Origin of the sequence: Mesorhizobium sp. LNJC405B00 (assembly GCF_000502615.1) — a bacterium.
GTDB lineage: Bacteria > Pseudomonadota > Alphaproteobacteria > Rhizobiales > Rhizobiaceae > Mesorhizobium.
The window spans coordinates 225,343-248,861 of sequence record NZ_AYWC01000004.1 but is presented as its reverse complement, the minus strand read 5'-3'; the positions used below and the strand labels follow the sequence as shown (position 1 = coordinate 248,861).

General features: G+C 64.0%; 22 protein-coding genes. 17 read left to right on the top strand and 5 right to left on the bottom strand.

Features of this window, described 5'->3' with window-relative positions:
* Positions 1–18 precede the first annotated feature (18 nt).
* Positions 19–1,071, top strand: a complete 1,053-nt coding sequence (locus tag X756_RS155090) for a 3-carboxy-cis,cis-muconate cycloisomerase (protein ID WP_023729439.1) — start codon at positions 19–21, stop codon at positions 1,069–1,071.
* Entirely contained in the window at positions 1,071–2,243 is a 1,173-nt protein-coding gene (pobA, locus tag X756_RS155095; RefSeq protein WP_023729438.1) for a 4-hydroxybenzoate 3-monooxygenase, read from the top strand. The genes X756_RS155090 and pobA overlap by 1 nt, the downstream gene beginning before the upstream one ends.
* A 13-nt stretch (positions 2,244–2,256) precedes the next feature.
* On the opposite strand, the gene pcaF is transcribed toward pobA, so the two are convergent.
* The 3 genes from pcaF to X756_RS155110 are packed head-to-tail and all read right to left on the bottom strand — an operon-like array spanning position 2,257 to position 5,106.
* On the bottom strand, positions 2,257–3,462 hold the full coding sequence (gene pcaF / locus X756_RS155100) for a 3-oxoadipyl-CoA thiolase (RefSeq protein ID WP_023729437.1): 1,206 nt from the start codon (positions 3,460–3,462) through the stop codon (positions 2,257–2,259).
* Position 3,463: 1 nt separating this feature from the next.
* Entirely contained in the window at positions 3,464–4,252 is a 789-nt protein-coding gene (locus X756_RS155105; RefSeq protein ID WP_023729436.1) for a CoA-transferase subunit beta, read from the bottom strand.
* Complete coding sequence (locus X756_RS155110) at positions 4,249–5,106, bottom strand: CoA transferase subunit A (protein WP_023729435.1); 858 nt, start codon at positions 5,104–5,106, stop codon at positions 4,249–4,251. The genes X756_RS155105 and X756_RS155110 overlap by 4 nt, the downstream gene beginning before the upstream one ends.
* Before the next feature lie 116 nt (positions 5,107–5,222).
* On the opposite strand from X756_RS155110, the gene X756_RS155115 reads away from it, so the two are divergent.
* From X756_RS155115 to X756_RS155165, 12 genes are all read left to right on the top strand, one after another.
* Positions 5,223–5,993, top strand: a complete 771-nt coding sequence (locus X756_RS155115) for an IclR family transcriptional regulator C-terminal domain-containing protein (RefSeq protein ID WP_023729434.1) — start codon at positions 5,223–5,225, stop codon at positions 5,991–5,993.
* 209 nt (positions 5,994–6,202) lie between these two features.
* The gene (locus X756_RS19020) at positions 6,203–6,847 is read left to right on the top strand and encodes a GntR family transcriptional regulator (protein ID WP_023729433.1); all 645 of its coding nucleotides are present in this window, start codon (positions 6,203–6,205) and stop codon (positions 6,845–6,847) included.
* An 11-nt stretch (positions 6,848–6,858) separates the two neighbouring features.
* Entirely contained in the window at positions 6,859–7,893 is a 1,035-nt protein-coding gene (locus X756_RS155120; RefSeq protein WP_023729432.1) for an ADP-ribosylglycohydrolase family protein, read from the top strand.
* Entirely contained in the window at positions 7,890–8,864 is a 975-nt protein-coding gene (locus X756_RS155125) for a PfkB family carbohydrate kinase (RefSeq protein ID WP_023729431.1), read from the top strand. The genes X756_RS155120 and X756_RS155125 overlap by 4 nt, the downstream gene beginning before the upstream one ends.
* A gap of 33 nt (positions 8,865–8,897) precedes the next feature.
* Positions 8,898–9,959: an ABC transporter substrate-binding protein gene (locus X756_RS155130; RefSeq protein WP_023687931.1), complete on the top strand. Its 1,062-nt coding sequence runs from the start codon at positions 8,898–8,900 to the stop codon at positions 9,957–9,959.
* A gap of 66 nt (positions 9,960–10,025) precedes the next feature.
* The gene (locus X756_RS155135) at positions 10,026–10,895 is read left to right on the top strand and encodes an ABC transporter permease (RefSeq protein ID WP_023702159.1); all 870 of its coding nucleotides are present in this window, start codon (positions 10,026–10,028) and stop codon (positions 10,893–10,895) included.
* Positions 10,895–11,683, top strand: a complete 789-nt coding sequence (locus tag X756_RS155140; protein ID WP_023687933.1) for an ABC transporter permease — start codon at positions 10,895–10,897, stop codon at positions 11,681–11,683. The genes X756_RS155135 and X756_RS155140 overlap by 1 nt, the downstream gene beginning before the upstream one ends.
* Entirely contained in the window at positions 11,683–12,750 is a 1,068-nt protein-coding gene (locus X756_RS155145; protein WP_023729430.1) for an ABC transporter ATP-binding protein, read from the top strand. The genes X756_RS155140 and X756_RS155145 overlap by 1 nt, the downstream gene beginning before the upstream one ends.
* 103 nt (positions 12,751–12,853) lie before the next feature.
* A complete protein-coding gene (locus X756_RS155150) occupies positions 12,854–14,017 on the top strand; it encodes a Gfo/Idh/MocA family oxidoreductase (RefSeq protein ID WP_023729429.1) in 1,164 nt (387 codons plus the stop codon).
* 54 nt (positions 14,018–14,071) lie between these two features.
* Positions 14,072–15,061: a sugar phosphate isomerase/epimerase gene (locus tag X756_RS155155; protein WP_023729428.1), complete on the top strand. Its 990-nt coding sequence runs from the start codon at positions 14,072–14,074 to the stop codon at positions 15,059–15,061.
* Positions 15,062–15,079: 18 nt separating this feature from the next.
* Complete coding sequence (locus X756_RS155160) at positions 15,080–16,171, top strand: fatty acid desaturase family protein (RefSeq protein ID WP_023729427.1); 1,092 nt, start codon at positions 15,080–15,082, stop codon at positions 16,169–16,171.
* 85 nt (positions 16,172–16,256) lie between these two features.
* Entirely contained in the window at positions 16,257–17,060 is an 804-nt protein-coding gene (locus tag X756_RS155165; protein WP_023682254.1) for a 3-methyl-2-oxobutanoate hydroxymethyltransferase, read from the top strand.
* On the opposite strand, the gene hutH is transcribed toward X756_RS155165, so the two are convergent.
* The gene (hutH, locus tag X756_RS155170) at positions 17,061–18,569 is read right to left on the bottom strand and encodes a histidine ammonia-lyase (protein ID WP_023729426.1); all 1,509 of its coding nucleotides are present in this window, start codon (positions 18,567–18,569) and stop codon (positions 17,061–17,063) included. It lies immediately after the preceding gene.
* Positions 18,566–19,567 carry an ornithine cyclodeaminase family protein gene (locus tag X756_RS155175; protein ID WP_023729425.1) on the bottom strand — a complete coding sequence of 334 codons (1,002 nt, stop codon included), beginning with the start codon at positions 19,565–19,567 and terminating at the stop codon, positions 18,566–18,568. The genes hutH and X756_RS155175 overlap by 4 nt, the downstream gene beginning before the upstream one ends.
* Positions 19,568–19,676: 109 nt before the next feature.
* Between X756_RS155175 and X756_RS155180 the strand changes: the two genes are divergently transcribed.
* The 3 genes from X756_RS155180 to X756_RS155190 all read left to right on the top strand — a co-directional run bounded on the left by X756_RS155180 (position 19,677) and on the right by X756_RS155190 (position 23,455).
* The gene (locus X756_RS155180) at positions 19,677–21,110 is read left to right on the top strand and encodes a DHA2 family efflux MFS transporter permease subunit (protein ID WP_023729424.1); all 1,434 of its coding nucleotides are present in this window, start codon (positions 19,677–19,679) and stop codon (positions 21,108–21,110) included.
* Positions 21,111–21,382: 272 nt separating this feature from the next.
* On the top strand, positions 21,383–22,369 hold the full coding sequence (locus tag X756_RS155185) for an ABC transporter permease (RefSeq protein ID WP_023682250.1): 987 nt from the start codon (positions 21,383–21,385) through the stop codon (positions 22,367–22,369).
* 60 nt (positions 22,370–22,429) lie between these two features.
* Entirely contained in the window at positions 22,430–23,455 is a 1,026-nt protein-coding gene (locus X756_RS155190) for a sugar ABC transporter substrate-binding protein (protein WP_023729423.1), read from the top strand.
* Positions 23,456–23,519 lie beyond the last annotated feature (64 nt).

Here is a 23,519-nt window from a genome sequence, read left to right as displayed (position 1 = left end):
GGTCAGGAAACCAATGACATGACCGTATCGCCCTTCGACCATCCGCTGCTTTCCGGCCTGCTCGGCGACGAGGAGGCGGCTCGGCATTTTTCGGTCGATGCGGAAATCGCCGCCATGCTCGATTTCGAGCGCGCGCTGGCGCAAGCGGAAGCCGAAAGCGGGATTATCGGCACGGATGCCGCCGCGGCGATTGTACCTGTCCTGTTGTCCTACAAGCCGGACACCGCGCGGCTGCGGGCCGGTGTGGCGAAGGATGGCGTGATCGTGCCCGAACTGGTGCGCCAGTTGAAGGCAGCGGTCGGCGCGCCGCACGACGCCGGCGTGCATTTCGGCGCAACCAGCCAGGACGTCATCGACACTGGCCTGGTGCTTCGGCTGCGCCGGCTCATTGAACATCTCGACCTGCTGCTGACTGAAAACATTCTGCGGCTGGTGGGGCTGGAAGAACGTTTTGGCAGCCGAGCATTGACAGCGATGACGCGCATGCAGCCGGCGATCCCAATTCAGGCGTCGAATCGCGTGGCGGTGTGGCGCACGCCGCTGCAACGGCATCAGCAGAGACTGTCGGAGCAATCCAAGCGTCTGATCGTGGTGCAGTTTGGCGGCGCCGCCGGCACGCTGGAGAAGCTGGGCGACAAAGGACCTGCCGTGCGCGCGGCCCTTGCCGCAAAGCTCGGCCTTGGCGACGCGCCGCAATGGCACAGCCAGCGGGATGCGCTGGCCGAATTCGCCGGGCTGCTATCGCTCATCACCGGCAGCCTCGGCAAGTTCGGCCAGGACATTGCGCTGATGGCGCAAGATGGAACCGACATCAAGCTGTCCGGCGGCGGCGGCTCGTCGGCCATGCCGCACAAGCAGAACCCGGTGAAGGCGGAAGTGCTGGTGACGCTGGCGCGCTTCAACGCCACCCAGCTTTCCGGCATGCATCAGGCGCTGGTGCATGAGCAGGAGCGCTCCGGTGCTGCCTGGACGCTGGAATGGCTGCTCTTGCCGCAGATGGCGGTTGCGACCGCGGCTGCGCTACGGCTCGCCGCCGAACTCGCCGGACAGATCGAAAGCCTGGGACACTGATGCGCACCCGGATTGTCATTGTCGGCTCCGGACCGTCCGGGCTGCTGCTTGGCCAGCTTCTCGGCACCATTGGCGTCGAGACGGTGATCCTCGAACGTTCGAGCCGGCAGCATGTGCTTGGCCGGGTGCGGGCAGGGGTGCTCGAACAAGGCACCGTCGAGTTGCTCGAAGAGGCGGGCGCAGCTGTAAGGCTGCATGCCGAGGGCCTGCTGCATGCCGGCATCTCGCTTGCGTTCGGCGGCGGCCTGCACCGGCTCGACCTCACGGCACTGACCGGCGGCAAGCATGTCACCGTCTATGGTCAGACCGAAGTGACGCACGATCTGATGGACAAGCGCGAGGCGGCCGGGCTGACCACCGTCTATGAGGCGGCCAACGTCGCGCTGCATGGTTTCGATGGCGAAGCGCCCTACGTCACCTACGACAAGGATGGCGTCAGCCATCGCATCGACTGCGACTTCATCGCCGGCTGCGACGGCTATCACGGCGTCAGCCGCAAGTCGGCGCCTGGGCGGGCGCTGAAAACCTTCGAGCGGACCTATCCCTTCGGCTGGCTCGGCGTGCTGGCCGAAGTGCCGCCGGCCGATCACGAACTGGTCTACGCCAACCATGAGCGGGGCTTTGCGCTGTGCTCGATGCGGTCGACGCATCGCAGCCGCTACTATGTGCAGGTCCCGGCTGACGAACAGGTCGACGCCTGGAGCGACGGTCGCTTCTGGGACGAATTGCGCAGTCGCCTGCCGGAACAGACCGCAGCCGCGGTCGTTACCGGCCCGTCCTTCGAAAAATCGATTGCGCCGCTGCGCTCCTTCGTCGCCGAGCCGATGCGCTTCGGCCGGCTGTTCCTGGTCGGCGACGCCGCCCATATCGTGCCGCCGACGGGCGCCAAGGGGCTCAACCTTGCCGCCAGCGATGTGCGCTATCTCTTTGCCGGGCTTCGCGAATTCTATCTGGACAAATCACCAAGCGGGCTCGACGCTTATTCAGCCAAGGCGCTGGCCAGAGTGTGGAAGGCGGTGCGCTTCTCCTGGTGGATGACGACGATGCTGCACCGCTTTCCCGATACGGGCGAGTTCGGCCAGCGCATCCAGGAAGCCGAGCTCGACTATCTCGTGCATTCGCAGGCGGCGTCGACCGCGCTGGCGGAGAACTATGTCGGTTTGCCCTATTAAGGGCAGTGCGATCTCAAACCCGTTCGAGCGCCACTGCGATGCCCTGGCCGACGCCGATGCACATGGTGGCCAGCGCATAGCGGGCGCTGCGCTCGCGCAGTTCCAGCGCCGCGGTGCCAGTGATACGCGCGCCCGACATGCCCAAGGGATGACCAAGCGCGATGGCGCCGCCATTGGGGTTGACGTGCTCCGCATCCTCGGCGATGCCGAGTTGGCGGAGCACGGCGATGCCTTGGGAGGCGAAGGCTTCGTTGAGCTCGATGACATCGAATTGCTGCGGCGTCAGGCCGACGCGGGCGCAGAGCTTTTGTGTCGCCGGGGCAGGGCCGATGCCCATGATGCGCGGCGCCACGCCGGCAGCAGCGCCGCCGAGAACGCGGGCGATCGGCGTCAGGCCGTATTTTTTCACAGCCGCTTCGGAGGCGATGATCAGCGCCGCCGCGCCATCGTTGACGCCGGATGCGTTGCCGGCGGTGACCGTGCCACCTTGCCGGAACGGCGTCGGCAATTTGGCCAGCGACTCGACCGTGGTGCCGGCGCGCGGATGCTCATCCTTCGATACGATAATCGCGTCGCCCTTTTTCTGCGGGATCGTCACCGGGGTAATCTCCTTCGCCAGCCGGCCATTGGCCTGTGCCGCGACGGCCTTGTCCTGGCTGCGCACGGCAAAGGCGTCCTGGTCGGCGCGCGACACTGAAAAATCCTCGGCGACGTTCTCGCCGGTCTCCGGCATGGAATCGACGCCATATTGTTTCTTCATCAGCGGGTTGATGAAACGCCAGCCGATGGTGGTGTCATGGATCTCGGCATGGCGTGAAAAGGCGGTCTCGGCCTTGGGCATGACGAAGGGCGCGCGGCTCATCGATTCGACGCCGCCGGCGATCATCAACTCGGCTTCGCCCGCCTTGACGGCGCGGGCGGCAATGGTGAGCGCGTCCATGCCGGACCCGCAGAGGCGATTGACGGTCGAGCATGAAATTTCCTTCGGCAATCCGGCGAGCAGGAGCGACATGCGCGCGACATTGCGGTTGTCCTCGCCGGCCTGATTGGCGCAGCCATAGACGACGTCGTCGACAGCCTGCCAGTCGATGCCGGCATTGCGCTCGACCAGCGCCTTCAGCGGGATGGCGCCGAGATCGTCGGCCCGCACCGACGACAGCGAGCCGCCGAAACGGCCGATCGGGGTGCGGGTGTAATCGCAGATGAATGCCTCGGTCATGTCATGCGGCCTTTTCTTTTCCGCTTCCCTCATGCGCCGCCTTGGTGCGGGCCTGCAGGTCGCGCAATGTCGTCAGCTCGAGTTCCGTCGGCGCCGGCGTTTCGTCAAGCGCCTCGGCGAACTTTACGATCCAGCCACAGCTGTCCTGCACCTGCTGCCGCGTTGCGCCGGGATGCAACGACACCACGGTGAATTCCTTGCTCACCGGATCTGGCTTCCAGATGGCAAGGTCGGTGATCAGCAGCGTCGGCCCTGATGTCTCGATGCCGAGGCGCTGGCGATGGTCGCCGCCATCGCCATGGCCGAAGGAGGTGAAGAAGTCGATCTTCTCGACCATGCCGCGCTTGGACTGCGCCATGGTGATGTAGATCTCCTTCGACGAGGTGGCGATCTCCGGCGCGCCGCCGCCGCCGGGCAGGCGGGTCTTGGGATGCGCATAGTCGCCGATGATGGTGGTGTTGATGTTGCCGAACTTGTCGAGCTGGGCGGCACCGAGGAAACCGATCGAAATGCGGCCGCCCTGCAGCCAGTAACGAAACATCTCCGGCACCGAGACGGTCGTGACGGCGGTGTCGCAAAGTTCGCCGTCACCGATCGACAGCGGCAAAACATCGGGCGCGGTGCCGATGGTGCCGCTTTCATAGATCAGCGTGATGTCGGGCGCATGCGTCAGTCGCGCGACGTTGCAGGCGGCTGACGGCGCGCCAATGCCGACGAAGCAGACATCGTCGTTTTTCAGGGCTCGGCTGGCGGCAATCGTCATCATCTCATTGGGAGTAAAGCCGCTCATCCCGCGCTCCTCAGATGCTTTACGCGGCCGGCGAAATCGTCCGCCGTGCGATCGAGGACATTGGCCTGCATCCAGGTCTGGAATTTTTCACGGTCGGCGGCGATGTCGTCCCATTCGAGATAGGCGGCGTTGTCCCTGGCATAGTAGCCGTGCGCGTAGGAGGGATGCGAACCGCCTGATACCACCGAGATCGCAGCGATGGTCCAGCGCGGCAGCACGGTGAGGTTGGGATGCAGGTCGTCGAAATTGTCGACGACTTCCTCTACCGTCACCACGGCGCGCTTGGCCGCGAGCACCGCTTCCTTCTGGATGCCGATAATGCCTTCGACCAGAACATTGCCTTTTTTGTCGGCCTTCTGAGCGTGGATGAAGGTCACGTCCGGGCGGATGGAAGGAACGGCGGCAAGCACCTCGCCGGTGAACGGGCAGGTGACCGAGCGGATGTTGGGATTGACTGCCGCCAGCCCGGCGCCGCGATAGCCGCGGAACACCGCGCAAGGCAGGCCGGCAGCTCCCGCCTCGTAGGCGTTGGCCATGCCGGCATGGCTGTGCTCCTCGATCTCGATCGACCGGGGGAAGCCGTTCTCGATGGCGTCGCGGGCGCGGCGCAGCAGGCCGACGCCGGGATTGCCGACATAGGAGAAGATGATCTTCTTGGCCATGCCCATGCCGATCATCTGGTCGTAGATCAGGTCGGGGGTCATGCGGATGAGCGTCAGGTCGCGAAAGCCCTGGCGGATGGCCTCATGCGCCGCCGCCGTCGGGATCAGATGCGTGAAGCCTTCGAAGGCGACCGTATCGCCATCATGCAGGTTCTCAGCCACGGCCTGTTTGAGCGGCAGGAAATTGACCATCGCCAAGAACTCCGAAGTTCAAAAAGTTCGTATTGCGAACATTTGTTTTGTATGAGATATTTTTACATCGCGCCGCCGAGACGAGTCAAGGCGGCGCATTGTCTTGCGGAGGCCGCATGGAGGACAAGGCAAAGACGCGCGACCATGTCGGCTCGCTGGAGCGCGGCCTTGCAGTCATGGAGATACTGGCCCGGCATCCGGCCGGGATGACGCTGACCGAAATGGCGGAGGAGGCGGGGCTGACCCGCGCCGGCGCGCGTCGCTTCCTGCTGACGCTGACCGCCACCGGCTATGCCACGCAATCCGGCCGGCAGTTTTCGCTGTCGCCGCGCCTGCTCGCCATCGTGCGCTCTTGGCTCGGCGGCGCCTCGCTGTGGACATTCGCGGCATCCATCATGCGCGACGTCGCGGGCCAATTCGACGAGGCCTGTAACGCGGCGGTGCTGTCGGGCGAGGAAGTCGTCTATGTCGCGCGCATTCCTGGCCGCCGCATCCTCAGCGTTTCGCTCGATGTCGGCACCAGGCTGCCGGCGCATTGCACCTCGATGGGGCGCGTCCTGCTTGCGGGGCTGGGCGCGGATGAGCTGAAGGCCTTGCTTGCAGAGGCGAGGATCGAACGGCGCACGCCGAAGACGATCACCAGCCGCGCCGCGCTGGCCAAGGCCATCGACGCGGCGAGGGTGGATGGCTTTGCCGTCGTCGATGAAGAGCTGGAACTTGGCCTGCGCTCGATAGCGGTGCCGATCTATGACCGCGCCGGCAAGACCGTGGCGGCGATCAACGTCTCGACGCAGTCGGCGCGGTTCTCCGTCGAGGCGATGGAGCGGGATATCCTGCCAGCGCTGCGGACGGCCAAGCAACGGATTGAGGAATTTTTCTTCGTGTGAGCGCAAGGCTAATCGCCTGAGGGAAGCGCTGCCCCCGCTCTGTCTCGGAGACGGGACGCCCTGCGCGGTTAGCGTCGCCATGCGAACAAACGATGCCCGGGGCACCTCCTGAGCACAACGCATATGCGTGAATCCAAATATATGGTTGACGTCGCCCTTCAACTCCAATATCGAACAGGACTATACAGGTTTATTGAACAGGTACCCATATGAAGCGGCGCGCGGTTCAACTTTCTCCCGGCACGGGCAAGCCCGAGCAGATCGCCACCGTTCTCGAACATGAGATCCGCTCCGGCGTGCTTGGCTTCGGCGACCGCCTGCAAAGCGAGAACGAACTCGTCCAGCGCTTTTCCGTCAGCCGCAACACGGTCCGCAAGGGCCTCGAGGAGTTGTCCAGCCGTGGGCTGATCACGACCAAGGTCGGCATCGGCTCCTTCGTCACTTTCGACGGCAAGCCGGTCGATGACAGCATTGGCTGGTCGCGGGCGCTGGCCAATGCCGGCGCCAATGCCGAGACGCGGACGCTGCGGCTTGAAGTGATCGAGGATGCCGATCTTGCCACGCTGCTTGGCATCGAAAGCCCGTTCTTCATCGCCGTCGACCGGGTGCGCACCAATGCAAGCGACGGCCATGCGATCTCCATCGAACGCAGCCGCCTGCCGCTGTCGCCCGAACTGGAGGACGTGCCGCTGCGCGGTCTGCGCGAAGGCTCGCTGCACCAGACGCTGCGCGGCGCCGGCCTCATCCCAGACCATGGCGAGGAATGGGTCGGCATCGAGATGCTGAATGCCGAAGACNTCAGACGTGTGCTCTTCCGATCTTGCTCAACCCGGCGCATTTCGCGCTGCATATGAGGTTTTGAGCGATGCCGGACAGAACCAACGACACGCTCGATCGCGCCATGGGCGCGCTTGTCGGTGGGGCGCTCGGTGATGCGCTGGGCATGCCGACGCAGCTTCTGTCGCCGGCGCGGATCGCCGAGCTATACGGCCATGTCGAGGATTTCGTGGCGCCGTTTGCCGATCATCCGGTGTCGAAGGGGCTCGTTGCCGGCACCATCACCGACGATACCGAACAGGCCCTGCTGCTTGGTCGCATTCTCGTCGAGTCCGGCGACCGCTTCGATCATGCGCGCTGGGTGAACGCACTGCTCGACTGGGAGCGCGAGGTCAAGGCGCGCGGCAGCTATGACCTGCTGGGACCATCGACCAAGCGCGCCATCGACGCCATCAATGACGGCGTGCCGGCGGAAGAGGCGGGAAGCCGGGGCGACACCAATGGCGCGGCCATGCGCATCGCGCCGGTCGGCATCATGATGCCGCTGGAACCGCTCGACGCTTTTATCGCCAAGGTGGCGGAGACCTGCCGCGCGACGCACAACACCTCGATCGCCATTGCCACGGCTGCCGCCGTCGCCGCCGCCGTCAGCCGTGGCGTCGCCGGCGGCGACTGGCGTGCCGCTTCCGACAGCGCGGTAGCAGCCGCGCGGCGAGGCGCCAGGCTCGGACATTGGGTGACTGGTGGCGATATCGCCGCGCGTATCGCCTGGGCGCAGGAGCTCGTGCGCGGCAAGACCACGCGGGATGCGATCGGGCTCATCACCGATCTCGTCGGCACCGGTGTGGCCAGCCAGGAGTCCGTGCCGGCAGCTTTCGCCGTGCTTGAAGTCGCGCAGGGCGATCCCTGGCAAGCGGCCATCATCAGCGCCAATCTCGGCGGCGACACCGACACGATCGGCGCGATTGCCTCAAGCATGGCCGGCGCCTGCGTCGGCTTTTCGCAACTGCCGCAACAACACATCGCCAGGCTCGTCGGCATAGATATGGCGGAGGTGCGCTCGCTTGCCGAAGACCTCCTCGCGGCGCGCACGGCAAAGGCCAGCAAGGATGCCGCGGCATGAGTGGGCGTCTGGTCCATATCGGCAGCGCCGTCGTCGACTATGTCTACCGCATCGACGCCTTGCCGGCGCCGGGCTGCGAGAAGACCGCGTCGAGCTTTGCGCAGGTCGCCGGCGGCGGCTTCAACATGATGGTCGCGGCCAGCCGCACCGGCATGACGGTGGTGTTCGGCGGCCAGCTCGGCAGCGGACCGAATGGCGATTTTTTGCGCGCCGCGTTTGCGGCCGAAGGCATCATAACGCTGACGTCGCCATCGCCGGTCATGGACAGCGGCAATTGCGTCGCCATGATCTCCGGCGATGCCGAGCGCACCTTCGTGTCGTGGCCCGGTGCGGAGAGCATTCTCAGCCTCGAGATGATGAGGCCCGTGGTGGTCGCGTCTGATGATTGCGTGTTCACGTCAGGCTACACGCTGAGCTATCTCGGAAGCCACAACGCGCTGACCGACTGGATCGAGGCGCTGCCAGAAAACATTCCCTTCGTTTTCGATCCAACGCCGGTCATCGCGGATATCCCACGTCCCATCCTGTCGCGGGTGCTTGCCCGTACGACATGGCTGAGCTGCAACATGACGGAAGCGGTCGAGATCGCTGGGCAAGGCGATGTCGAGGCACTCGCCGCCCGGCTGCTCGCCGACCACTGCCCAAAGGCCGAAGGCGTCGTTATCCGCGCCGGCGCCAAGGGCTGTTTCGTGAGGTTGGTCAATGGCGAGACGCAGACCATTGCCGGCTTCAAGGTCGATGCCATCGACACCAATGGCGCCGGCGACACCCATATCGGCGGTTTCGTCAGTGCACTCTCGCGCGGCGTGCATCCCTTCGAGGCGGCGCGCTATGCCAATGCGGCGGCAGCACTTTCCGTCACCCGCCATGGCGGCTCATCGGCGCCGACCGACAGCGAGATCCAGACTTTCCTGAGCCAGGCCGCCACGGGCGAGCCGGGCCAGAACCAGAAGGCCCATCAGACAGCCTGACCCGCCAAGCGGGCAAACAAGAGAGGAACGAACATGCGCATGCCAAGACTGACTGCCCTGCTGACGGCGACCGCCGTCATCACCTCCGCGCTCACGCTGGCCGCCAGTGCCGCCGAAGTGCATGTGCTCAATTGGAAGGGCTACGGCGCCGACGAGCCGTGGGCGATCGAAGCCTTCGAAAAGGCGACCGGCAACAAGGTCGTGAACGACTTCTTCAATTCCGAACAGGAAATGCTGACCAAGATCCGCACCAATCCGGGCCTCTATGACGTGGTCATGATCAACGCCGCCTTCAACGATCAGGCGATGGCGGAAAAGCTGATCCAGCCGATCGATGTCTCGAAGCTGCCGAACTATGCCGACATCAGCAAGGACAAGGCGCAATCGCCGATGCTCGACCATGACGGCAAGGTCTATGGCGTGCCGTGGGTGTGGGGCCTGACGGCGCTGGCAATCAACGAAAAGTCCTTCGACAAGCCACCGACCTCGATCGCCGAAATGTGGGACCCAGCGCATAAGGGCCGGGTCGTCATTCGCGACGACGCTGTCGAAGCGGTGCAGTTCGGCGCCATCGCCACCGGTCAGAATATCAACGACATCAAGGATATGGAAGCGGTCAAGGCGAAGCTGACCTCGCTGATGCCGCAGATCAAGACGTTCTGGAGTTCGGAGAACGACTGGAACCAGATGGTCGCCTCCAACCAGATCGACATCGGCACCTATTGGAGCGGCTCGGCCGATCGCGCCAAGACCCACTTCAAGCTGCCGGTCTCGCTGGTCGTTCCGCAGGAAGGCGCCGTCGCCTGGCTCGACGCGTTCTCGATCCCGGTGGGCTCGAAGAATGTCGAAGGTGCGCAGGCCTTCATCAACTGGATGATCGATCCGAAATTCTATGTCGAATGGGTCACCAAGGTCGGCGCTCCGGTGTCGGCCAACACCAAGGCGGTGGAAGCGCTGCCTGAAGACTCCTTCAACCGCAAGGTGATGGGCGATCCCGAGGTGGCCAAGCGCATCCAGTTCCAGGCGCCGATCACCGACGCGCAGCGCGAGGCCTATCTGGCGCTGTGGCAGCAGCTCAAAGTCGACGTGAAGTAACGCTCACGTCCGGACCAGCCGGCGGTTGGCGCCGGCTGGCCCTTCAATCCTGGGGAGGAGGGTATCATGGCAGTACAGGGTGCGGTCGCGTCGCGCAGCGGGCTGAGATCGGCCCTGCCGCTGCTGGCGCCGGCCTATCTCTGGCTGACGGTGGCGATCTTCCTGCCGCTCTCGGCCATGGTATTCTTCTCCTTCATGACCGACCTGCCGCTGTCGGGAAAGCCGTGGGCGTTCACCCTTGGCAATTACGCCGCATTCTTCTCGCAGAGCCTGTACCTGACGCTGCTGCTCGCTTCGCTGCGGCTCGGCCTCGAAGTGACTTTGTGGTGCGTCGTCATCGGCTACCCCGCCGCCTATGTGCTGGCCAAGGTGCTGAAGGGGCGCAGCCGCGAGGCGATCTTCCTGCTGGTCATCCTGCCGTTCTGGTCGAACGGGCTGGTGCGCATCTTCTCCTGGGCGATGGTGCTGCGCGAGGGCGGCATCCTCGACACGGCGCTCAACGCCGTGCTGCCGTTCAAGATCAACATCGACCTGATGTATTCCTATCCCGCAATCATCATCGGCCTGGTGCACTCCTACGTGCCCTATATGGTGCTGACCTGCTATCTCACGCTGCAGGCAATCGACGACTCGCTGATCGAGGCCGGGCGCTCGCTCGGCGCCTCGCGGCTGCAGGTGCTGAAGCGGGTGATCATCCCGCTGTCTATGCCCGGCCTGGTGGCAGGTGCGGCACTGATCTTCGTGCCGGTCGTCGGCTCGTTCATGGAGCCGCGCATTCTCGGCGGTCGCACCGGCACCTTCTACGGCACGGTGATCGAAGACCAGTTCGTCGCCGTGTTCAACTGGCCGCTTGGTGCGGCATTGTCGTTCATCCTGCTCGCCGTCGTGCTGGTCATCCTCGCAGTTGCCTCGCCGGTGCTGAAGAGGGCCGCGTGATGAAGACCACCCGCATCCTCCAAGGGCTGGGCCGGTTTTACATCTTCCTGCTGCTCGCCTTCCTCTATCTGCCGATCATCATCATGGCGCTGATGTCGTTCAACGTCTCGCCCTTCTACCAATTGCCGTTCGAATGGACGACGGAATGGTATGCCTCGCTCTGGCAGAACGACCAGCTGATCGCGGCCACCTGGAACAGCCTCGAGATCGCGGTCATTACCACGCTCATCTCAGTGGTGCTTGGCTCGGCCGCTTCGCTAGCGCTGTTCCGCTATGATTTCCGCGGCAAGAAAGTGCTGCAGGCGCTGCTGTTTCCGCCAATCGCCATTCCGTGGCTGATCACCGGCACGGCGATGCTGATCTTCTTCTTCGGCGTCGGCATTGGCCGCGGCCTGTTCGCCATCCTGCTCGGCCATGTGGCGCTGGCGCTGCCCTATGTCATCGTCGTCGTCTCGGCCCGGCTGCAGACTTTTGCACCGGAGCTGGAAGAGGCGGCGCGCTCGCTCGGCGCCAACCAGTGGCAAGTGACGAGGCGTGTGACGCTGCCGTGGATCATGCCCGGCGTCATTGCCGGCGGCTTGTTCGCATTTGCCGTGTCGTTCGACCAGTTCGTCGTCTCCTACTTCCTGGCGACGCCGGGCCAGACGACGCTGCCGGTCGAAATCTACGCCGCGATCCGCAAGGGGTTCACGCCCGAGATCAACGCGGTCTCGACCATCATCATCGTCGTGTCGATGGCGCTGATGCTGCTCACGGCGCGCTTCTTCAAATTCGGCGGAGAGAAATAATGGCCGGCGTGCAGGTATCGAACGTCTCCCGCAGTTTTGGCGCGCACAAGGCGCTGGACGACGTCTCCATCGATTTCGCCGATGGCGGTTTCTATGGGCTGCTTGGCCCCTCGGGCAGCGGCAAGACCACGCTGCTGCGCCAAATCGCCGGCTTCGACTTTCCCGATACTGGCCGCATCACCATTGGCGGTGAGAGTGTGGAACGCGTGCCGGTCGAAAAGCGACGCATCGGCATGGTGTTCCAGAACTATGCGCTGTTTCCCAATATGAGCGTCGCCGATAATGTCGCCTTCGGCCTGTCGGTGCGCGGCGAAACGAAAGCGACGATCGCCACCGAAGTGCAGCGCGCGCTCGATCTGGTTCAGCTCGGCAAGCTCGGCGAGCGCCGGCCGCACCAGCTCTCCGGCGGCCAACGCCAGCGTGTGGCGCTGGCGCGCGCCATCGTCACCAAGCCGCGCGTGCTGTTGCTCGACGAGCCGCTCGGCGCGCTCGACAAGGCGCTGCGCGTCGACATGCAGATCGAGCTGAAGCGCATCCAGCGCGAGATCGGCATCACCACCATCTTCGTCACCCACGACCAGGAAGAGGCGCTGACGATGAGCGACAGCATCGGCATATTGCGGGACGGCAGGCTCGTGCAGGAAGGGCCGCCGGAGGAAATCTACGACCGGCCGAAGAGCGAATTCGCCGCCACCTTCCTTGGCGACGCAAACATTTTTCGTGGCGATGCGACCGGCGACGGCATCCGCCTGCCTGACGGCATGGCGATCGCCGCCGGGGTGGGTGATCGGCTTGCCGCCGGTACGAAGGCCAGCTGCGCCGTGCGTCCCGAACGCATTCGCATCGCGACCGATGCCGGGGTTGCGGATGCGGCCAATGCCAACGCTCTGAAGGGCCAGATCTCCAAGCGCATCTTCGCCGGCAACAACAGCACCTATTTCGTCGAGCGCGCCGGCCAGACGCTGAAGGTCATCGTCCAGAATACCGGCAATGACCGGCTGGCCGAGGGCCAGGATGTGGTGCTCAGCTGGTCGCCGGAAAGCACCGTGCTGATTGCCGCAAACTAGTTCGCACCGTCACCCCGGCAGGGTTCTGATGGGAATTGATGGAGCGGACCTTGGCTGATGGGCCGGCCATGGCGTTATATCCTGTCGTCCAAGGGAGGAATGGATGGCAGGCCAGGGTTTCGAGCCGGATGTAAGGGTTCGCGCCAGCGAATACCGGATCGGCTGCATCGGCGCCGGCATGATCATGGCCGAATGCCATCTTGCCGCCTATGGGCAGGCCGGTTTCCCAGTCGTTGCCATCGCTTCGCGCACCAAGGCCAGCGCCGAGAAGGTAGCTGCACGCTGGAGCATTCCGACCGTCCACGACACGCCGGAACAACTGATCGAGGATTCCGAGATCGAGATCGTCGACCTTGCCTTTCCACCCGACCAGCAGCCGGCATTGATCCGCCATGCGCTGAAGCAGCCTCACATCAAGGCGATCCTGGCGCAGAAGCCGCTGGCGCTGTCGGTCGATGAAGCCGTGAAACTGCGCGACGAAGCCGCAAAGTCCGGCAAGATCCTCTCGGTCAACCAGAACATGCGCTACGACCAGTCGATGCGCGTCCTGAAGCAGATCATCGACAGCGGCGCGCTGGGCGACATCGTCTTCNACATGCGCTACGACCAGTCGATGCGCGTCCTGAAGCAGATCATCGACAGCGGCGCGCTGGGCGACATCGTCTTCGCGCAGATCGACATGCATGCGATCCCGCACTGGCAGACCTTCCTTCAGGACTACGACCGGCTGACGCTCGCCAATATGAGCGTGCATCATCTCGACGTGCTGCGCTTCCTGTTCGGCGATCCCTCGGAAATCACCACGCTGACACGCAAGGACCCGCGCACGACATTCGAGCATTGCGACGGCATCACCGTCTCGACACTGCGCTTTCCCTCCGGCGTGCTCGCCGTGTCGCTGGAGGATGTCTGGTCCGGCCCACGTCAGGAGGGCTATCTGGACGACCAGCACATCAACTGGCGCGTCGACGGCACCAACGGTGTCGCCAAAGGCACGATCGGCTGGCCGAAAGGCGTGGCCTCGACGCTGACCTATGCCTCGACCGAGACGACGGATGGCAAGTGGGTCAGCCCGAGCTGGGACACGATGTGGTTCCCGCATGCCTTCATCGGCGTCATGGAGCAACTGCAGCACGCCTTGAAGACCGGCACGCCGCCGGCATTATCGGTGGCCGACAACGTCAAGACGATGGCGCTGGTCGAGGCGGGCTATCGCTCGATGGCGCAAGGCCGCACCGTCAAACTGTCCGAGATATCGATCGACTGAACATGCCCGCCGAATAGTGTGGCGGCTGAATCGCTTACCGGGAGGAGTCACATCATGATGCAGGCAGGTATATTCACCGGCTATTTCCCCTACGAGCTCGCGGAGGCCGCCCGCCGCATCCGCGCACTCGGCTTCAACACAGTGCAGCTCGACATGCATTTCAGGGATGTCGATCTCACGGCCGGGCAGATCACCGGGGACAAGGCGAGGACAGTGCGCGACACGTTTCGCGACCACAATCTGCCGGTCTGCTGCATCTCGGGCTACACCAACATCATCCATCCCGACAAATCCGAGCGCGAGAAGCGCGTCGGCTATCTCAAGGAAATCATCCGCAATGCGCGCNACATCATCCATCCCGACAAATCCGAGCGCGAGAAGCGCGTCGGCTATCTCAAGGAAATCATCCGCAATGCGCGCGACTTCGGCTCGCCCTACGTGATCTCGGAGACCGGCACCTACAACACCGAATCCGACTGGGTGCATCATCCCAAAAACAAGACCGAGGAAGGCTTCGAGGAATGCCGCAAGGTGATCTCGGATCTTGCCCAGACGGCTTACGACCATGGCGCGGTGTTCCTGCTCGAAACTTATGTCAACAATGTCGTCGGTTCGGTCGAGGAGACGGTCAAAATGTTCGCGCAGGTCGACCATCCGGGCCTCGGCCTGCTGATGGATCCGACCAATTATTTCGAGGCGCACAATATCGACCGCATGGACCAGGTGCTGAACCAGGTGTTCGACACGCTGGCCGACAAGATCCGGATCGCGCATGCCAAGGATGTGAAACGCTCCGGCAGCGACAAGACGGAAAAGCATGCCGATATCGGCGATGCGGATGCGCATGAGGGGCTGACCTTCCGCGGCGTCGGCGAGATCGAATTGCCGGCGCCCGGTCTCGGCTCGCTCAACTACGACCTCTATCTGAAGCGGCTCAGCGAAAAGCACCCGAACATCCCGGTCATCATCGAGCATCTGACCGAGGACGACGTGCCGCGCGCAAAGACATTCCTCGACGGGAAATTCCGCGCCAACGGTCTCTAAGGGCAGGGCGAGACGGTGATGCCGACGGCCAAGACAAAGCGCGATTACGGCCTGGTCGGCGAAAGCACCCGCCGGGCGATCGAGACCGGGCTGGCCTCGGCCGAGTGGTATCACACCGACGTGCCGCGCAAGGCAATGAAGGAACTGATGCAGCGCTCCGACGGGCCGGCGATCCGCGATACCATCATCTGGATCGCAGCCATCCTGGGCTCGGCCGCCGGCATCATCTGGTTCTGGGGCACGTGGTGGGTGGTGCCGTTCCTGCTCGTCTATGGCGTGCTGTATGGATCGTCGAGCGACTCGCGCTGGCACGAATGCGGCCATGGCACCGCTTTCCGCACACGCTGGATGAACGATGCGATCTACGAAATCGCCAGCTTCATGGTGGTGCGCAATCCGGTGCAATGGCGCTGGAGCCATGCGCGGCATCACACCGACACGATCATCGTCGGCCGTGACGCCGAGATCGCGGTAATGCGGCCGCCAAATCTGGTCAAGGCGGCGCTTGCCTTCACCGGCATTCTCGATTTCCGTTATTCGCTGCCGATCCTGGCGCGCCAGGCGTTGGGCAAGCTGTCGGACGATGAAAAGAGCTACATTCCTGAGACCGAACAGGGCAAGGCCATCACGGCGGCGCGCTGGCATGTCGCCGTGTACGTTGCGACGATCGCCCTCGCGATCGCGCTGGGTTCATGGCTGCCGCTGGTGCTGATCGGCCTGCCGCGTCTTTATGGCAGCTGGCACATGGTTCTGACCGGCCTGCTCCAGCATATCGGGTTGGCCGACAATGTCGTCGACCACCGGCTGAACACGCGCACCGTCTACATGAACCCGGTCAGCCGCTTCATCTACTGGAACATGAATTACCACGTCGAGCATCACATGTTTCCGATGGTGCCCTACCATGCGCTGCCGAGGCTGCACGAGCTGATCAAGCACGACCTGCCGGCGGCGAACCCGTCCATGTGGCATGCCTATCGCGAGGTCTGGCCGGTGCTGCTGAAGCAGCTGCGGTACGAGGATTATTTCCTCAAGCGCGAATTGCCGCCGACGGCGCGGCCCTATCGCGGTGAATTTCACGAGCTCGATATGTCGGCGGCGGCCGAGTAGCGAATAAACCACCCGCCTTCTATCCGGCCTGTTACGGGGCCGGTAAGGTGACCGGGAAAAGCAACCAGCCAACAGGGACATCCCGATGAGCCGAAAGAGACCGACCGTCGCCGATCTGCGCGCCATGAAGGGCAAGCGCCAGCTGACCATGCTGCGCGTCCTGACCATGGACGAGGCCGAGGCTGCCGAGCGGGCAGGGGTCGATATCGTCTCGGTGCCGCCCGAGCTGGTGCTCAACCCTGAGTATCGCGATGCGGCGCCTAGCCTGTTCACCATGCCGGGCGAGAACTTCTATGAAATAGGCACGGCGGACGATTTCCTGCGCTGGGCGTTCCGGCTCTACAAGGCCGGAGCCGACGCCGTTTATTGCAGCGCCGGTTTCGCCACCGTGAAGCGGCTCGCCGACGACGCGATCCCCGTCATCGGCCATGTCGGCCTCATTCCGTCCCGCGCCACCTGGACCGGCGGCTTCAAGGCCGTCGGCAAGACCGCCGACACCGCCATGCAGATTTTTGAGGCGGTCAAGCAGTATGAGGCCGTTGGAGCTCTCGGCGCCGAGATCGAAGTGGTGCCGATCGAGGTGGCGAAGGCGATCTCGGAACGGACCTCGCTGATCATGCTGTCGATGGGTGCGGGCACCGGCTGCGACGCGCAATATCTGTTCGCCGACGATATTCTTGGCCAGAACCGGGGCCACATGCCGCGCCATTCCAAGGTCTACCGCAACTTCGCCGCCGAGTACGATCGCCTGCAGGCGGAACGCGTCGCGGCGTTTTCCGAGTACGTTGCCGACGTCGATAGCGGCGCCTATCCGGAAGACAGGCATGTCGTGCGCATGGATCCGGCCGAGCTCAGCCTGTTCATGAAACGGGTGGACGCAAAGGGCTGACTACTCGGCCTCCTTGCCGATCATCGCAGCACCTTGCCATGTTCCGTCGGCGAGCATGGCATGGAGCACCTCGGCATCCGTTCCCAGCGGCCGGTCCTCCCTCAGCATCGCCACATGCGCGCGCACCGCAGCATGGATCGCTGCGGTGCCGGGCGCCAGCTTGAGACCGTCGCGCAGGTCCACGGCTTGCGCGGCGGCCATCAGTTCGAAGGCGATCAGCCGTCGCCACAGCGCGATCATCCCGGCGCATTTCGACACGGCAAGCGGCGTCTGCGTGGCGTGGTCCTCTACGCCTTCGGACACGGCCAGGAAATCCAGCATCACCGGATTGGCCTTGTGGCGGATGCCGGCCAGGATTGCCGTTGCCGTCTTTTGCAGCGGCACGAAACCGGCCGAGGCGCCGCCAACCGGCGACAAATATCTGGGCAGGCCGTTGCGGCCGGAGCCGGTCAGCTGGATCAAGCGTGCAACGCTTGCCGCGGCACATTGCGCGATCGCCAGGCCGAGCGTCTCGAAGGCCAGCGCCAGCGATGCGGTGTGGAAATTGCCGGTCGACAGCACCAGCCCGTCCTCACCCAGCACCAGCGGATTGTCGGCGGCGGCGTTGAGCTCGATCTCCAGCGCCAGCCTGGCCTGGTCGATCGCCTGGATCAATGCACCATGGATCGACGGCATGCAGCGGATCGACAGCGGGTCCTGCAGGGCGGTCGGCGCCGGCTCCTCGTCGCGGGCAAGCAGGTCGCGCAGGCCCTTGGCCGCGAGTTGCTGGCAGGCGGCCGGCCGCGCCAGATGCAGGCGCGGATCGAGAATGGTGCGGTTGGCGCCAAACCCTTCCATGGTCAGCGCGCCGGCCTGCTGCTGTTGCGCAAAGGCCGACAGCGCGTCGGCCAGTACCAACGTGCCAGTGCCGGCTGATACCGCCGAGGCGTTGATCAGCGACAGGCCGTCTTTCGGCGCCAGGCTGATCGGAGCCAACCGCGCCATCATCAACGCCTTGGCCGCCGGCATGCGCCGACCCTGATAGTCAGCTTCGCCATCGCCGGTCAGCAGACGGGCGAGCGCCGTCATCAGCACGAGATCGCCGGCGCCGATCGAGCCCAGCTGCGGCATTACCGGATGCACGCCGGCATTGAGCGCATCGACAAGGGCGGTGAAAGCCGCCGGCGAAATGCCGGAACCGCCAACAGAGAACATCGCGGCACGGGCAAACATGGTCGCCCGCACCGCTTCTTGCGGCAGCGGCTCGCCGACAGCGCCGCTTCGCCCTTCCAGCAACTGGCGCTGGAAGGCGCTGGCATCGCCCTCGACCGACGTGCCGAGATTGGCGCCCAGCCCGGTGTTGAGGCCGTAAATCTGCTGGCCGGACGCGGCGACCTGGTCGAGCACTTTTCGCGCTTTGTCGAGCCTCTCGATGACTGTCGGTTCAACCTCGACCTTGCGGCCGCCGCGGGCGACCTGCGCAACGTCCTCGACGCTGACGCCGGCGCCGGTGAGGACGAGCGCGCTCATGCGAAGCGCAGCCTCTGGCCGATACCTCTATCTCCTGCCTTGGCCAGCATCGCCTTGCCCAGCGCAATGTCGGACAGCGACAGGCCGCGATGCCAGAACAGGATCGTCTCGTCGTCGCTTTCGCGTCCAGCTTTGAGGCCGGCGGCGATCTGGCCGAGTTCGGCATGCAGCGTCTTTTCGCTCAGCCTTCCGGTTTCGACATGGGCGCGCAGCGAGCCGAACTTGCCGCCCTTGCACTGGCCCCAATCGTCGACGACCATTTTCTGCATGATGTCGGTCAGCGACAGCTCCACCGCGCTCATCGTGCCGTAGGGCACGACCAGTGCACCAGGCTTGATCCATTCGGTCTTGAGCAGCGGCTGCGGCTCCGGCAGCCGTGAGGCTTCGACGACGATGTCGGCGCCCTTGATGCAGCTTTCCCAGTCGGCAACCGCGGTAACTTTCTTGCCGAGACCGGCCGAGAGTTTGGCAGCGAAGCCGTCGCGGCTTTCCGGGCGGCGCGAATGGACGCGGATCTCGTCGAAGTCGAAGAGATGGTCGAGCAGGCGCACATTCCAGTAGGCGGTGCCGCGCGCGCCGATATGGGCCAGCACCTTGGAGTTCTTGCGCGCCAGATGTTTGGCGCCGATAGCGGTGACGGCGCCGGTGCGCATGTCGGTGATGACGGTGGCGTCGAGAATGGCGCGCGGCGTGCCGGTGCGCGGATCGAACAGGTTTAGAATGCCAAATTCTGAAGGGAGCCCGTGCAGATAATTGTCGACATAGTCGCCGACGATTTTCACGCCCGCCGTATCGAGCGGCGCAACGTAGCCGCGCAGAACGTTGAAATGGCCATGGAAGGAAGGGGCGGGTTCAAGATGGACGCGCGGCTCGATCACCGTCTGGCCATTGCCTTGCGCGATAAGCCCGGCTTCGACAGCGGCAATGATTTCGCCGTCGGTCATCTCCAGGGCTTCGATATCGAGGCCATTGAGGTAGTCGATATAGATAGGCTTCATGCGATGTCCTTGGCCGCCCGCCCATCCATAACAGGCTGCGAGCCGACACGGAAGTTTGTTGGATAAGCTCTGGACGGGGCCAGCCATATGCTGTTCAACGCGGTTCGCCATGACTGCCGTTCCCGACACCGAGGCCTCCGCCGTAACCGCCAGCAATGCGCGGCGCGTGGCGCTGATCGTCGCCATCGCGTTTTTCATGCAGCTGCTGGATTCGACGATCATCTCGACCTCGCTGCCGCAGATGGGACAATCCTTCGGCGTGCCGGCGGTGGCGATGAGCATCGGCATCACCGCCTATATGCTGACCATGGCAGTGTTCGTGCCGCTGTCGGGCTGGCTTGCCGACCGCTTCGGCGCGCGCAACATCTTCCTGCTGGCGATCGTACTGTTCACGCTGGCCTCGCTGGCCTGCGGCTTCTCGCAGAGCCTTACCCAGTTCGTCGCGGCCCGTGTCGTGCAAGGCCTTGGCAGCGCGCTGATGACGCCGGTCGGGCGCATTCTGGTGCTGCGCAATGCGTCGAAATCGGAGCTGCTCAACGCCACGGCGCTGATCACCTGGCCGGCGTTGTTTGCGCCCGTGGTCGGGCCGGTGCTTGGCGGCTTCATCACAACCTATCTCTCCTGGCACTGGAATTTCTTCATCAACATCCCGCTTGGGCTCGTCGGGCTGGCGCTGGTCGCGCGCTTCATTCCGGGCGACCGCGCGGCCGATCCCAAGCCGCTGGATTGGCCGGGGTTTTTCCTCACGTCGCTGGGGCTCGCGCTGCTGCTCTACGGCCTTGAGCGCATCGCACATCCGGAAGACGGCGCCTTGCCCGCCGTGCTGCTGGTTGCCGCCGGCATCGTCATCGGCTGGCTGGCGGTGCGGCATCTCCGGCGCGCGCCGCATCCGCTGCTCGATCTCAGCGCGTTCAGGGTGCAGACCTTCGCCATCTCGACGCTTGCCGCCGGCACCATTTTTCGCGTGGCGATCAACGCCACGCCGTTCCTTTTGCCGCTGCTGTTTCAGGTCGGCTTTGGCCTTTCGCCGGTCGATGCCGGCTTGATGATCCTGGCCTACTTCCTCGGCAATCTCGGCATGAAGACGGTGACGACGCCGATGCTGCGACGCTTTGGTTTTCGCACGGTCATGGTCGTCAACGGCCTGATCGCCTCGGCCTCGATCATGGCGTGCGCGGCGATCTCGCCGGAGACGCCGCAGGCGCTGGTGGTAGCGCTGATGCTGATCGCCGGCCTGACGCGCTCGATGCAGTTCACAGCGCTGAATACACTGGCCTTCGCCGATATCGATGCGGCGCAGCGCAGCTCGGCGGCAACTTTGTCGTCCATGCTGCAGCAGATGTCGATGCTGTTCGGCGTAGCGGTGGCGGCTGCCATCCTCAACCTGTCGCAGATCGTCAGGGGCCGGCCGGCGCTCGACCTCGTCGATTTTCGCATCGCCTTCCTGGTCATCGGCGCCATCGGGCTGGTGGCGGCGTTGCGGTTCCTCGTGCTGCCGCCCGGCGCAGGCGCCGAAGTTTCAGGCCACATGACCAGGACCTGAATTCGCGATTTTCGCCGCTCAGGCGGCAACTAATTCCGCCTTGTGCTTTCGCCTCAGAACGGCACCTTCGCGCATACGCGCAATGGCGCAACGGAATGCCAAAAGCGCAGCCTTTTCCTAGGATTGCGCCAGTTCTAGCAATCGGTGCGTCCACTGGAAGATTATCACTGCCAACGGGCGTTCCGAGCGCGGATTCATTTGACGAAGCGGCGCCGAGCCGATTAGCTTTCTTCGGAAGGGGTGGCAGAGCTGCCATCGGGGCGAATGCAGACATGAACACGATTGGCTGGCCAAATGTCAGGAGCCTGAATCAGGAAGGCATTGTCTTTGCCATCGCCGTGGTGCTGTTCGTCGCCGCTGCCATTGGGCTGCCTGGTTTCATCGCTGCCAACAATCTCGTTGCCATCATCCGCTCGGTGTCGGTGCTAGGCATTTTGGCGCTCGGCATGGCGGTCGTCATAATCGGCAGGGGCATCGACCTGTCGGCGGTGGCGATCATGGCGATGTCGGTCGCCTGGTATCTGCAATTGCTCAACGCCGGAACGCCTGATGGGCTCGCCTTCGCCTATGTGCTGGCAGGCGTGCTCGCCATCGGCCTGCTCAACGGTTTTCTCGTCGCCTATGCCGACGTGCCGGCGATCTTCGTGACGCTGGCGACCGGCTCCTTCGTCTTCGGCTATGTCCGCTCGCAACTGATCACACAGGATGCGGTGCCGGTGCCTCAGGGCCATTGGGTGGAGTTGCTCGGCGGCCTGCGTTTCCTCGACATTCCGATCGAAGTGTTCGTCTTCGCCGGGCTCGCCTTCCTGTTCTTCCTGTTCCTGCGCTACACCAAATGGGGCCGCTACATCTATTTCGCCGGCGACAATCCGGTCGCCGCGCGCAACATCGGCATTCCGGTGCGGCCAATGCTGGTGCTGCGTTATGTGGTTTCGGCCTTCGTCGCGCTGATCGCCGGCCTGCTGACGGCGTCGAGCCTGCACTCGATCAACACCCGCGTCGTCAACTCGACGCTGCTCTATGACATCGTGCTGGTGGCGGTGATCGGCGGTATCGGCCTTTCCGGCGGGCGGGGCGGGGTGCGCAATGTGCTGGTGGGCGCTGCACTTATCGGCATCCTGTCGAACGCGATGACCATCATCGACATTCCGCTGCTCTATCAAAACCTGATCAAGGCGGCGATCCTGCTCGGAGCCATCATCGTCGACGGCATCATCAATCCGCGTGACGAACAGACCGCGCAGCAGGGCGACATCTAAGGGGTACCCGACCGGGTCATGCCGACCGGCCGGCAATAAGTGAAAAACAGAGGATGTGACATGAAACTGATCAGAACACTGATGGCGGCCGCCACGGCGCTTGCCGCTACCGCCTTCGTCGCGCCGACCTTCGCCGCCGACGATCCGGGCCCGGCCGCATACGCGCAGGCGCTCAAGGGCAAGCGCGTCATGCTGGTGCCGCTGGCGATGGGCTTCGACCTTGCGCAGGGCTGGTCGCACTATCTGAAGACGGAAGTCGAGGCCTGGGGCGGCACCTTCGAAACACGCGATCCGAACTGGGTCGTCGATGCCGGTGCACAGGCGATCACCGACGCGATCTCGTCCGACACAAGGCCGGACGTGTTGATCATCCATGCGCCGGACCTCAACTCCTATTCCAAGCTGATGAAGAAGGCACAGGCCGCCGGAACCTACGTCATACTGGTCGACAACCCCGCCAACTTCCCGGCCGACGCCTTTGTCGGCAGCGACTGGGACCGGCTTGGCCAGCTCGAAGCCGAAGCGGCGATCAAGGGCTGCGGCGAGAACTCGTCGAAGAAGATCGGCCTTGTGCAGGGTGATCAGGCCAACTCGTCCAGTCTCTACCAGTATGCCGGCATCATGAAGGTGCTGGAGAAGCACCCCGACTTCAAAGTCGTGGCCAAGCCCGACTCCAACTGGGATCCGACGACGTCGCGCAACGTGACGACGACAATGCTGCAGCAGAACCCCGACATCTGCTCGATCATCGACTTCTGGGATGGTGACGCCACCGGCGCATCCGCCGCCATCCGCGACGCCAAGCTCGACGGCAAGGTCTTTTTGGTCACCACCGGCGGCGGCGAGAAGGCGGCCGATTGCGACAAGCTGCAGGACGGCACCTATGGCGCCGTTGTCATGACAGACCTTGCCCGCCAGTCCGGCGACATGAACGCTATCATCAAGTTCCTGCTGCAGAGCGGCCAGCCGGCCGGCACGTCGCACACCTACATCTACACGCTGGAGAAGGCTACGACCAAGGCCGACCTCAAGCCCGACAGCTGCTGGGACCTGAAGGCGCTGCAGGCCGAAGCGGCGACGAAGTAAGCCGCGCTTTTCGACTGAAATAAACGAGGTGACTGGACAATCCGGTCACCTCGTTCCCTCATGG